Genomic DNA, 13,311 nt, shown 5'->3' with positions numbered 1-13,311 from the left:
CCTATTAAGAAATAAGTGAGTTTTAGGAACTAGAATAAATGTATCTTAACAGTAATAAGAAAATGAATGTTTTAAACGGAAGTTGGCAGAGTATGTCAAAAAGCTATAAGTAAATATTTCAGGAGGTTTTTTATGAAAAAGAAAATAATTATTGCAATTGTTGTTTCTGCTATAACAATGACTCATTTTGTAGGAAATACTTATGCAGATTCGAAAACAGAGGTTTCTGTTACAGCTCCCTATAATACAAATCAAATAGCGAAATGGTTAGAAGCACATGCAAAGCCTTTAAAAACAACTAATCCAACTGCATCTCTTAATGATTTGAAACCACTTAAGGATATGGTAGGTTCAGCTTCAATTGTAGGTTTAGGTGAAGCTACGCATGGGGCTCATGAAGTTTTTACGGTGAAACACCGCATTGTTAAGTATTTAGTATCTGAAAAGGGCTTTACCAATCTAGTTTTAGAAGAGGGATGGGACAGGGCCTTGGAACTTGATCGATATGTTCTTACTGGTAAGGGAAACCCAAGCCAACATCTAACACCTGTATTTAAGACGAAAGAAATGCTAGATTTACTTGATTGGATTCGGCAATATAATGCTAATCCAAAACATAAATCGAAAGTACGTGTCATCGGGATGGACATTCAATCAGTAAACGAAAATGTTTATAATAATATAATAGAATATATTAAAGCGAATAATTCAAAACTGTTGCCTAGAGTAGAAGAGAAGATAAAAGGTCTTATTCCTGTAACAAAGGATATGAATACTTTTGAAAGCCTTACGAAAGAAGAAAAAGAAAAGTATGTTTTAGATGCTAAACAAATTAGTGCTTTATTAGAGGAAAATAAAAGCTATTTAAATGGAAAATCTAAAGAGTTTGCATGGATAAAGCAAAATGCTCGTATTATTGAACAGTTTACTACAATGTTAGCGACACCTCCTGATAAACCATCGGATTTTTATTTGAAACATGATATTGCAATGTATGAAAATGCGAAGTGGACTGAAGAACATTTAGGAAAAACGATTGTATGGGGACATAATGGACACGTTTCGAAAACAAATATGCTGCCTTTTATATATCCTAAAGTAGCTGGGCAGCATTTAGCAGAATATTATGGAAAACGGTACGTATCTATTGGAACGTCAGTTTATGAAGGGCAATATAATGTCAAGAATAGCGATGGTGAATTTGGCCCCTATGGAACATTAAAATCGGATGATTCAAGCAGTTATAACTACATCTTTGGACAAGTTAAAAAAGATCAATTTTTTATTGATTTACGTAAGGCAAACGGCGTGACAAAAACTTGGTTAAACGAACAACATCCAATTTTCGCTGGAATAACTACCGAAGGGCCTGATATACCAAAAACTGTTGATATATCATTAGGTAAAGCGTTTGATATACTTGTTCAAATTCAAAAAGTGAGTCCATCTCAAGTACATCAATAAATTTAGAATCATGTGCCTTAATGACAAATTTCATAGTGTTTCATATAACACAATGAAATTTGTTTTATATAGCAAGAAGAATAATCGCATTAGAAAAAATCAGCAGTTTAACCTGTTAAGAGTAAAACGAATCTTACAATATGTAAAGCGCAAAAACACTGAAGCGAAAAGCATCGGTGTTTTTTGCGCTTTCGGGCACAGATGCTACTTCAATCCTATTGTAGAAGTGATTTTGTATGTAAGGAATTTGTAAGGAATAGGTAAGAAAAAAGAGATTTTCATTGTGTAGGATAAAAATATAAGGAGGCATGAAGGGGGGAACAAGTACGGCCTACATATAAAACAAATAATCAGTAACAAGAGTGTTTTGTGAAAATAATGAGTACAATGATTGCAAATGCATTGTTGCCTTTTCATCATTTGGAGAATGGATAGCTGTGTGGTTCGTATATGACACTTCTATCAACTATCTATACAATTTTAATAGAAGAGAGGAATTCTTTATGAAAACACGCAGTAAAATTACATGTGCAAGTCTAGCACTTTTAATAGGTGGAAGTTCCCTGTTATACATAACACCAACATCAGTTGTAAAAGCAGAACCTACGCAAAATGTATCTAGTTCGTTACAAACAAGTACGCAAAGCGATCGTACTTCCGTTAAGAAAGCAATGCGAGATGAACTGCAACTTGGATACCCGGGAATACTCGCTCAAATTTCTAAGGGTGGTAAAACTTGGAGTTATACGGCTGGGATAGCGGATCTGAGAACTAAGAAACCAATGAAAGCAGATTTTCGCTTTCGCATTGGCAGTGTGACGAAAACGTTCATTGCAACAGTGCTACTTCAATTATCTGGAGAGAACCGTTTGAATCTAGATGACTCCATTGAAAAATGGTTGCCTGGTGTCATTCAAGGAAACGGATATGATGGTAACCAGATTACGATCCGGCAAATATTGAATCATACAAGTGGTATTGCTGACTATATAAATTCAAAAGATTTTGATATTACGGATATAAAAAAATCGTATACGGCTGAAGAATTTGTAAAGATGGGGATTTCACTTCCCCCAGACTTTGCCCCAGGAAAGGGTTGGTCTTATTCAAATACAGGATATGTAATACTAGGAATCCTTATTGAAAAAGTAACAGGAAACAGCTATGCGGAAGAGGTTGAAAATCGGATTATTGAACCGCTTGATTTGTCAAATACATTTCTACCTGGTAATTCAAGCGTGATTCCAGGCACCAAGCATGCCCGTGGCTACTTGCAACTAGACGGAGCGAGTGAGCTAAAAGATGTTACTTATATTAACCCAGGTAGCTCGGATGGAGATATGATTTCTACTGCTGACGACTTAAACAAATTCTTCTCTTGCTTACTAGGTGGCAAATTACTGAAGGAACAGCAGTTAAAACAAATGCTTACTACAGTTCCTACAAATAGAGAGGGAACCGGATATGGTCTTGGAATACTTGAAATTAAGCTTCCGAACGGTGTCTCGGTATGGGGACACAGGGGTGCCGTTCCAGGGTTTTCCACTTTTGCTGGTGGAACACTTGAAGGTAAACATACACTCGCTATCAATTCGAACAGTTTAAACCTTAATAACCCGGAAGTTTTTAAAAACATTTTACTTGCTGAATTTAGAAAGTAGGAAAAACGGATAAATTTTGTCATTTGTAATTTCCATCGGAATGGATTACCGCTTGAAAGAGTATAGAGGGATTAAGTATCTAGAAACAATCAAGTCAATCATGAAGGATGGCTAAGGGGTTACATTGGCCGGTTAAAAGAGCAACACATATAATGAGTGATTATTATATATACTATTGTATTTGTATGGGTATTGTCACTAATTGTAAATTTATATAAGGTGGGAAGTCTAATTTAAGACTTCCCACTTTTTCCGTTTAACAGCTTTTATTGTGAAGCTATTAACAATAGAAAAAGGAGAATGTAACTAGTTATGCAGATGAATCTTGGTACATGCGCTATGTAGGATTTTTTTTGGGGATATACAAAAAATAAATTTAGAAGAATATATGAATTAGAGACAAGAAAGCTCAAGTGAATTGAAAACCTTTACTTTTTTGTTTTGGAAATAGTATTTAATTAAACAGTATGGTACTTTATTTTAATAATTGAACAACTGCCTACTAAAAAATTTGATAGGCAGTTGCTTTGCTTTTGGGTGAAAAAAATGATTTTTCTTTAATCTGTAATAACAGTTATAAATTAATTTTAATTATCTTATGAAATAGGGAAAATCAATATAAGTTATAATTATTACTTGTTTTTTTGTTTTACTTGTTCTTTTAATTCATCAAGGGTCTTACCGCTAATATTGTCAGTAATAGTTTCATGTATTTCATTTTTTAATACAATTGTTTTTCCTGCAAGTTGTGCTTTGGAAGACATTTTACTTTCATTAATAGTTTCTATGTTTGTTTGAAGGTCTGCTTTGTTATTTTCATCAAAGGTAATTGCGAATGGTTCAATTGCTCCGTAGTAGTTACCAAATAATTGATCCTTCTTCAAAAACATCATATATTTTTTATTAACCATAGGTTCGATATATAAAGGATCCTTATTTTGCACCTCTTTAGTAGTTATCTTAGTAGCCTTTTTTGTAACTGTGCCATCTGGTGCAACAACTGCATTAGAATCTTCAAGTTTTACAGTTTCAGCGAAACGATGATTGATTTTTATTTGTTTATTTTCATTCACACCTTTAATTGTTTCGGAAATGTTGAAATTATATAGATGTCCTTCAATGTAATTTTCTTTGTCCTCTTCCGATGGATTACTTGGATTACGTGCCATATTCCACTTAGAGTCAAGACCTTCATATTCACCGATTACAACTAGATCTGCTTCATTAATCATTTGATTTAAATCACTTGTAGCAGGGAAATCTTTACTGAGAATAACAGTTTCGGTATTCTTATCTTCTTCAGCAACAGGGGAGAAGTGACTATTAAATGCTGAATATCCTCCCAAACCAATTACTGTAGCCAAAGGTATTGCAATTACCATAGTTTTTGCTTTTTTACTTAACATTAAGAAATCATCTCCTTTTTCTGTTAATAGATTGCATTTACACCATTTTTATCGTCAGTTTGAGGGACATGCATAGTAGTACGATTACGATTGCTGTTCATAATTGAAGTACCACTGTTGTGACCTATTCCTATTGCATGACCAAACTCATGGACTCCTGTACTTTTAGCAACATTTGATTTTGTAATATTTGTATTACCTGCGTTAATATCACCAGCAAATTTCGTTACTTTTTTAGTGGATGTATTATAAGATGTCTTCATTCTTCCATAATAAGTAGAGGAACTTTCAAACCAAGAGTTTAATGTGTTCACAGAAGAAGAGGAAACTGTAAAATTAATACGAGAAGCAGTGTACCAGGCTGAATCGGCAGCTTGCCAACCAGATTTGATGATACTTGAACCATCGTCTAATCTGTCTCCCCATTTATATGTAGCTGATTTTGAAGGCAGCTTCCATCCTTCTTTTACATAAGCCTCTGAAACGCCAACGCTTGAAAAAACAAACACAGTACCTAATAAAAATGCAGTAATCCCTTTTTTAAAATTCATATTATCCCTCCAAAGATTATTTTTAACAAGAGAATTATAGCACCATTCTCTTCTTTTGGATTAATATTTAATTAACATTTAGAATATTTTGTATTGAGAAAATATAATTTAGGGAGACTTTATTATAATGTATAAATATAAAGCAATGAAATGGTGTCTATGTTTATTCATATTTACTTTTTTAATTATTATTGGTAAAACAATTTGGTCCAGTATAGATGTGGCAGGAGTGTCTAGCGTGTCATCGAATTCTGAAACTATAGTATTAAATAAGACATTCAAAACTACAAATCATTTAAGCGAAATGGTTGAAGAAGCAGACGTTATTGTACTAGGTGAATATGACGGCTTATACTCTAAATGGAATATGGCAAACAGTTCATCACATGAGATTCAAAGTGAAGATGTTGAAGGCCATTTGTTTAGTTTTCATGTCAAAGAAATCTTAAAAGGGGACTATGTAAAGAATGAAATCTTAATAAATCATAGATATTCAGAAAATCTCGTATTAGAGGAAAGTAATGAAATCATTGATAAAAATGGAATCATTCTGAAAGGTGCTACGAAAGTATTTACTAAAAAAGTAGAAAATAAAGATCCATTGTATATAAAACCAAAATCCGAGGAGACATATATAGTTTTTTTAAAAGAAAATAATAAACTTGGACATTTTTATCCAGCTTTAGAACCTTTTATGATTGAATTTAATGTAAGAAATATTGCACACCTAAAGAGCAATCTAATAAATTGGGATAAAAATAAATATAAATTTGAAACAAAGGTTAAGAATAAAACTTTTTATATTGAAAATGACATAGATTCAACGATCAAAGATAATATTAGCGGAAAAAAATTGAGGGACATTAAGGATTTTGTGAAGAGGACTTCAAAAATGAAATAACATTGTAATAAGTTATATTTCTATTATTAATTGAAAGTTATTACCCTATAAATTCAGTCATTTATTATATAACTGAGTACATAAAAAATGAACTGAATTCTAATAAATAACGTAAAAGCTAAAAGATTTTCGCTTTGAGAACATTTTAAAATATTAAATTGATGGTAACTTTGTTGTATCTCTTTAAACATACCTATATTAAAACCCAAATTTCTCAATTTAATGCTGAGATATTTGGGTTTTTTTAAAGTAATCAATTTTTTAAAAAATTTTTAGAAATTTAAAGATAAAGTATTGTATACATGTAAGTATGATTAAAAATGAAAAGTTGTAAATGCTAAATTTAATTAAATACGCCTTACTCTCTTTACCATTGGCCTGAGTGAATAGTTTATAGGAAATTACACTGGCTAAAGATGCGATAATTGTTCCAAGCCCTCCAATATTTACTCCTAGTAATAAAGCTTTCCAATCAGAAGTAAAGTTTGATAGAAGAATTGAAGTAGGAAAATTGCTAATCAATTGACTCAAGAATATGGAACTAAAGAAGACTGAAGTATCTCCTCTTAAATTAGCGCGAGCAAATGTCTCCAGCGCATCGGAATGGGAAATGTTTCCGATAAAAATAAAAAAACAGACAAAGGTTATTAGAAGAAAGTAATCGATCTTAAATAGTAAGTTTCTATCTAACGTAAATGCTGCCATCAATGTAACTATTAGCGCAATGTAATAATTAATGACACCAAAAATAGATGCAATGATAGTGATAAGTATCAAAATCCAGATGGTAGCTTTTTTTCGATTCTTCACGGTAATAACAGGTAGTTCTATTTTTAAATTTGTTTTTTGAAGTTTTTGAGTAAATATAAATAACAAACTGATTCCAAGTACAGCTAAAAGCAGGATTGAACCTAAAAATGGGATGAGCTTAATTCCATAGTAAGAATATAAGTATAAATTTTGTGGGTTTCCCATAGGCATCAAGCTACTGCCGATGTTTGCCGCAATTGTTTGCAGGATGATTGTATCCATCATGTTCATTTGTGTTTTTTTACTAATGACAAGTGTTATTGGAACAAAAGTGAGGAGAGCGACATCATTTGTTACAAACATGGAGCAAATAAAGCATAACAAAATTAGAATAATAGATATTGACCTGCTGTTATTGCATTTATTTAAAATCGCAACGGCAAGTTTGTCTAATATCTTTAGCTGTTCCAAGGCCTTAATGGCCACCATTAGATTAAATAAGCTAATTAACACTTCAAAGTTAATATATTCGATCTTTGGCGAATGTATTAAGCAGCTTACAATTGCTAGTATCAGTGAAATGGTAAGTACTAAATCCTTTTTTAAAAATTCGAATTTCATAAGGAGTCTTTTTTTACTTTGAACGAATACTATTTCTTTCACAATACACCACCTGTAATCTATGTTAGTAGAATGAAACGCAAAGGAAATATACATTTAATAATAGATATTCAACAAATCTCACTAGGGGGATTAATTGAGAAAACAAATGTTTTTTGTATGATACCATAAATAAATTAAATGCTTTATTTTTTTAATATTCTTATAATATTCTATTGATTCTTGATTTCAAATACTTTATAAGAAGTTCTAAAAGAGAAAAAGTATGCATGTTTTTATGAAGAAAATAGAGGCTTGTCAAAGGTTAGGTAGAACAGAATCTGCGACGTTTGGATACTGTATAAAATTCACAAAATCTCAGTGTTTTTTAGATGGAAAAAACTTAAAATATTTTTTGTTTTTATAAAAATCTGTACTTTTTCGTAACATTCTGTACTTTTAATTATAAATTAAAGACAAGATTTTCTTAGTTGAATAGTGAAAGCGCTTTATAGAGTTTTCGCGAAGTTTTTACCTAGCCTATTTTTGAGATTAGTAGTGAGAAAGGAGATATTTCCATGTTCTTGAGAAGTTTAACAAAAAACCACTTAATCACTATTAATTATTATGATTTAAATCACCGGTAAACGAAACAAACATAGTAGTACAACAATGTTAGTGGATAAAAATATTAGTTTTGCAGAAAGGGGATAGAGCATCGTGTGTATAAACGGTAAGTTTTTAGAAGATTCAGTTTTGTAGTTGCGTGTTGCGATGTTTGTTTAAACAGGCCAATTCTATTCATATAGAAAATTTTTATCCTTGTTGTATTTGAATATGAATGAGGTATTTATGCCAAGGAATATAGGTGATTTTATATAGATTATGATAGATAAATTTTTGGTATGGAGTGATAATATGGAAAGATTTTTTGTAGAGTTAGTCGGATCAACAAATGATTTTTTATGGTCTAAATTGTTAATTATTATGCTTGTTATTTGCGGAATTTATTTTACATTTAAATTGAATTTTGTACAGTTTCGAATGTTAAAAGAGATGGTCCGTGTATTAATGGAGGGAAAAAGTGGTGCTAAAGATCAAGTCTCTCCTTTTCAAGCGTTTTGTATTGGTATGGCAGCCCGCGTTGGAACAGGGAATATTACAGGAATTGCGATTGCAATTGCATTAGGTGGTCCTGGAGCTGTATTTTGGATGTGGATTATTTCTATTATCAGCTCGGCATCTAGTTTTGTCGAAAGCACATTAGCACAGATATATAAAGTAAAAGATAAAACTGGTTTTCGCGGTGGTCCATCCTATTATATGGAAAAAGGGTTGAATAAACGTTGGATGGGAGTATTATTCTCTATTTTAATCACAATTACTTTTGGTCTTGTATTCAATTCAGTACAATCAAATACAGTTACAATTGCTTTTCAAAACTCATTTGGTACAGATCGTCTAACAGTTGGGATAATCATGGCCATTGCTTTCGCTGCGATTATTTTTGGTGGTGTACAACGTATTGCAAAAATGGCTGAATACAAGGTGGTATTTTTAGCGGTATTATACATTGGAGTTGCATTATTTGTTGTAGTTACCAACATATCAAAAATGCCGGAAGTTCTTTCTCTTATTGTTCAAAACGCATTTGGTTTTAAACAAATAGCAGGCGGTTCAATTGGTGCAGCACTTATGAATGGAGTTAAACGTGGTTTATTTTCAAATGAAGCTGGTATGGGAAGTGCACCAAACGTTGCCGCAACAGCAACAACAAGTCATCCGGTGAAACAAGGACTGATTCAAGCATTTGGTGTATTAACGGATACACTGATCATTTGTACTAGCACTGCCTTTATTATTTTGCTGTCTGATGCATATAAACAACCGGGATTAAATGGTATTGCACTTACACAAGCAGCATTAAGTGAACACATAGGTCCTTGGGCATCGGGTTGTCTTGCTATCTTTGTTTTTTTATTTGGATTTGGTGCGTTAATTGGCAACTATTATTATGGTGAAACAAATATTCGCTTCTTACATACAAGTAAAGTGTGGTTAATGATATACAGAATAAGTGTGTTGGCTATGATTGTATTTGGTTCTGTTGCAAAGATTCAAATTGTATGGGATTTAGCGGACTTATTTATGGGCTTTATGGTTATTATTAATTTAATTGCTATTACCTTACTTTCAAAAGTAGCATTTGCGGCGTTACAAGATTATATAAACCAGAAAAAAGCTGGTAAAGATCCTATTTTTTATAAAGAAAACATTAAAGGGCTTGAAAATATTGAATGTTGGGATAGTTATGAGAAAACTTCAAAAAAGAAAAGTGTGTAATAAGAAGGATATTCAGACTGCAATATGTCTGAATATTTTTCTTGGTTCTAGTGCAAATATTATTGATTATAGTAAAGAAAAAATCATTCTATATAAAGTTAATAGTACGGGGGAATATGATTAAATGATAAAGGATTCTAGCGTTCAAGTTGAGGGTCAAGAAAAAGTTTGCTTAGATCAATGGGTAGCTCATTATCGAGCGTATGCAGCTAAGGGACGAAGCGCCAGTTATATTCCCGCTCTGGGGGAAATAAATGTATCGCAGTTAGGTATTTGTATAGTAAAGCCAGATGGAACAATGATAAAATCAGGAGATTGGGAGATACCTTTCACATTACAAAGTATATCAAAAGTAATCGGTTTTATAGCCGCTTGTTTAAGTCGCGGTATTTCTTATGTATTAGAACGAGTTGACGTAGAGCCAACTGGAGATGCCTTTAATTCAATTATTCGTTTAGAGATACATAAACCAGGAAAACCTTTTAATCCTATGATCAATGCTGGAGCAATTGCGATAGCTTCACTTTTGCCAGGGGCATCGGTGCAAGAAAAATTAGAATCTCTATACGTATTAATTGAAAAAATGATAGAGAAGCGTCCCGCTATTAATGAAATAGTATTTCAATCAGAATGGGAAACGGCTCATCGTAATAGAGCATTAGCATACTATTTAAAGGAGAATGGTTTTCTAGAATCAGATGTGGAGGAGACACTAGAGGTTTACCTAAAACAATGTTCGATTGAAATAAATACAGAAGATATTGCCTTAATAGGGCTTATACTAGCACATGATGGATATCATCCTATTCGCAAAGAACAAGTGCTCCCTAAAGAAGTAGCTAGGTTAACAAAAGCTTTAATGCTTACTTGTGGAATGTACAATGCTTCCGGAAAATTTGCTGCTTTCATTGGATTACCAGCTAAGAGTGGGGTATCGGGCGGAATTATGACACTTGTTCCCTCAAAATCTAGGAAGGATTTATCGTTTCAAGATGGATGTGGTATTGGTATTTACGGACCAGCCATTGATGAGTATGGGAATAGTTTACCAGGAATTATGTTGTTAGAACATATTGCAAAAGAATGGGATTTAAGTATATTTTAAAAAGGAGCACAGATATTTTGGTGTTAGAGCGAGTCCAAAAGTGTTCAGACCTTATATTGTGTCTGAACATTTTTGAGTTATAAAGTATCTTTCTAAAGTAGAAGGGTGTAATGAATACTCACAATCTATAATGCTTTCGTTTATATCTTATTTATCAGTTTTTGAAAAAAATAGAGTAAGTATTGTATTAATGCAAATAGGTTTGTATACTGACTGTTAGGCGAAAGTGAGAAGTGATTATTTTGAATCTTAGTAATTTAGTAAAAAAAGACATCTATATTCTCGTTTTAATGATACTTACAGTACCCTTAGTAGGTGAAATAAAGTCATTTCCTTTAAATGAAACATTTAGAATGAGCTTTGGCGCACCAACATTTTTCTTTTTTTTGTTATTGTTTCGACGAATTCCAGCATTTTTACCGGGTTTTTTAACAGCGATAGTCGTGGTAGTATTTCGTATCTCAATGGATGTCATTATAAAGGGAAATATGGATTGGCTAGCCGCTTTTCATACTCACTATCCTAGTTTTTTCTTTTATTTTACTTATTCGTATCTCTTTCATTTAGCAAAAATCAAACGTTTTTATCATCAACCACTAATGATTGGTTTTATTGGTTGCATGATTGAAATACTGTCAGACTGTGTGGAATTAATGATTCAATATTTCGTATTAAAAACATCGATCACATCCGAGGCAATAAATGAGATCATTGTTATCGCATGTTCCCATAGTTTTATAGTTCTAAGCTTTTTCAATATGATGAAATTGTATGAAGCACAATCAAGGGAGAGACATATAAAGAAGCAAAATGAACACATGCTCATGCTCATCTCTAATTTATATGAAGATGCTGTTCATTTAAAGAAAACATTACAAGATGCTGAGAATATAACAAAAAAATCCTATGATTTATATAAAACCTTAGACTCCTTTGAGCACAAACAGATGGATTTTCAGTTTGAGGATTTAAGGCAACAGGCATTACAAATTGCTGGTGAGGTCCATGACGTTAAAAAGGATAACCAACGTATTTTTGCGGGACTTTCAAAATTAATTTCTGATGAAAGTTTTACAGATTATATGTCTGTGCATGAACTAGTAAATATCATTATACGGGCAAATACGAAATATGCACGGTTGCTAGAGAAAGACATCCAATTTGTGTATAAAATTGATGGTGTGCATCCTCATTATCATATTTATACAATCTTATCTATTATAAATAATATCGTAACAAACGCTGTAGAAGCTATCCAAGGTATGGGAATCATCACAATTGACATTAATAAAGACCATCATTTTGTTGAATTTCGAGTAGGAGATAACGGTCCAGGTATTTCTTCAAAATATAAAGATTCAATTTTTGAGCCTGGTTTTACTTCTAAATATGATGATTTAGGCAATCCATCGACAGGCATCGGACTATCGTATGTTAAAGAAATGGTCGAACAACTAGAAGGTGATGTTACGCTTGAGGACAGAACCGAAGGAAAAGGATCAATTTTTATAATTAGATTAGGGATTGATCATATAATTTCGAAAGGGTGATTCTATGTATTTTTATATAGTAGATGATGAAAAAGCGGTTCGCTCAATGTTGGCTCAAATTATCGAAGATGAAGATCTTGGAGAGGTTATAGGAGAAGCTGAGGATGGTTTATCTTTAGAGCAACACATGCCAATCCTTAAAAAGATAGACATTTTATTTATCGATTTGTTAATGCCGAATCAAGATGGAATAAAAACAATTCGTCAAATAAAGCCTTCGTTTAAAGGGAAAATCATCATGGTCTCTCAAGTAGAATCAAAAGAATTAATTGCTGAAGCTTATTCGCTTGGCGTTGAATACTATATTATTAAGCCAATTAACCGGATTGAAGTATTAACAGTTGTTCGGAAAGTCATTGAAAGAATTCGTTTGGAAAAATCGATAAAAAACATTCAAGAATCGCTTAATATGGTATTAAAATTGGATAGTAATTCAAGTGCGCAAGAAAAATACCGTAATGAAAAACATTTAAATACTTTTAATCACTTTCAAAATTCCATTCATTTTCTTTTGTCTGAATTAGGAATAGCCAGTGAAAGTGGAAGTAAAGATTTAATGGATATGCTAGATTATTTATATAAATATGAACAAGATAACACGTTGGAACAAGGTTTTCCTTCACTAAAAGAGATTTTTATGAATTTAGCTCAAAAAAAACTTGGGGATTCAGCTGAAGATACCGAATTAAAAAGGTTCATAGAAGCTTCCAAACAACGGATTCGGAGAGCAATTTATCAATCATTAAACCATTTAGCATCCCTTGGACTTACTGATTTTTTAAACCCGAAGTTCGAAAATTATGCCTCTAGATTTTTTGATTTTACTACCGTAAGGAGAAAGATGACAGAATTGAATAATGAACCAACAGTACCTGCTCGTATTGATACGAAAAAATTTATTCAAGTTCTTTATTTTGAAGCAAAACGAATACACTTGGAGTTAAGATGATAAACTCTTGCTAAGTATTATTTTCAATTGA

The 13,311-nt window shown here is 32.3% G+C and carries 10 protein-coding genes; 7 read left to right on the top strand and 3 right to left on the bottom strand.

From position 1 onward, the window contains the following. Positions 1 to 132 precede the first annotated feature (132 nt). Together BLT20_RS25160 and BLT20_RS25155 are read left to right on the top strand one after the other, a co-directional pair. On the top strand, positions 133 to 1,464 hold the full coding sequence (locus BLT20_RS25160; RefSeq protein WP_000726841.1) for an erythromycin esterase family protein: 1,332 nt from the start codon (positions 133 to 135) through the stop codon (positions 1,462 to 1,464). A 503-nt stretch (positions 1,465 to 1,967) separates the two neighbouring features. Then, positions 1,968 to 3,125, top strand: a complete 1,158-nt coding sequence (locus BLT20_RS25155; protein WP_000857807.1) for a serine hydrolase domain-containing protein — start codon at positions 1,968 to 1,970, stop codon at positions 3,123 to 3,125. Between the two features lie 632 nt (positions 3,126 to 3,757). On the opposite strand, the gene BLT20_RS25150 is transcribed toward BLT20_RS25155, so the two are convergent. Then, complete coding sequence (locus tag BLT20_RS25150; protein WP_000949358.1) at positions 3,758 to 4,531, bottom strand: hypothetical protein; 774 nt, start codon at positions 4,529 to 4,531, stop codon at positions 3,758 to 3,760. 23 nt (positions 4,532 to 4,554) lie between these two features. Beyond that, positions 4,555 to 5,082, bottom strand: a complete 528-nt coding sequence (locus BLT20_RS25145) for a matrixin family metalloprotease (RefSeq protein ID WP_001009605.1) — start codon at positions 5,080 to 5,082, stop codon at positions 4,555 to 4,557. Between the two features lie 127 nt (positions 5,083 to 5,209). On the opposite strand from BLT20_RS25145, the gene BLT20_RS25140 reads away from it, so the two are divergent. Beyond that, positions 5,210 to 5,983: a hypothetical protein gene (locus BLT20_RS25140; protein WP_073339959.1), complete on the top strand. Its 774-nt coding sequence runs from the start codon at positions 5,210 to 5,212 to the stop codon at positions 5,981 to 5,983. A gap of 261 nt (positions 5,984 to 6,244) precedes the next feature. Here BLT20_RS25140 and BLT20_RS25135 read toward each other — a convergent pair whose 3' ends face one another. Beyond that, positions 6,245 to 7,396: an anion transporter gene (locus BLT20_RS25135; protein WP_000659307.1), complete on the bottom strand. Its 1,152-nt coding sequence runs from the start codon at positions 7,394 to 7,396 to the stop codon at positions 6,245 to 6,247. Between the two features lie 855 nt (positions 7,397 to 8,251). On the opposite strand from BLT20_RS25135, the gene BLT20_RS25130 reads away from it, so the two are divergent. The 4 genes from BLT20_RS25130 to BLT20_RS25115 all read left to right on the top strand — a co-directional run bounded on the left by BLT20_RS25130 (position 8,252) and on the right by BLT20_RS25115 (position 13,280). Next, positions 8,252 to 9,676 carry an alanine/glycine:cation symporter family protein gene (locus BLT20_RS25130; RefSeq protein WP_000439281.1) on the top strand — a complete coding sequence of 475 codons (1,425 nt, stop codon included), beginning with the start codon at positions 8,252 to 8,254 and terminating at the stop codon, positions 9,674 to 9,676. 124 nt (positions 9,677 to 9,800) lie between these two features. After that, entirely contained in the window at positions 9,801 to 10,781 is a 981-nt protein-coding gene (gene glsA / locus BLT20_RS25125) for a glutaminase GlsA (RefSeq protein ID WP_000588644.1), read from the top strand. Between the two features lie 233 nt (positions 10,782 to 11,014). Then, positions 11,015 to 12,331, top strand: a complete 1,317-nt coding sequence (locus BLT20_RS25120; protein WP_000584787.1) for a sensor histidine kinase — start codon at positions 11,015 to 11,017, stop codon at positions 12,329 to 12,331. A gap of 4 nt (positions 12,332 to 12,335) precedes the next feature. After that, entirely contained in the window at positions 12,336 to 13,280 is a 945-nt protein-coding gene (locus tag BLT20_RS25115; RefSeq protein WP_000274069.1) for a response regulator, read from the top strand. Positions 13,281 to 13,311: the final 31 nt, after the last annotated feature.

The sequence above is a fragment of the Bacillus sp. cl96 genome, from assembly GCF_900100505.1.
In the GTDB taxonomy this organism is placed as follows: domain Bacteria; phylum Bacillota; class Bacilli; order Bacillales; family Bacillaceae_G; genus Bacillus_A; species Bacillus_A cereus.
Note: the sequence above shows the minus strand (reverse complement) of the source record. Positions and strands in the feature narration are given on the sequence as shown.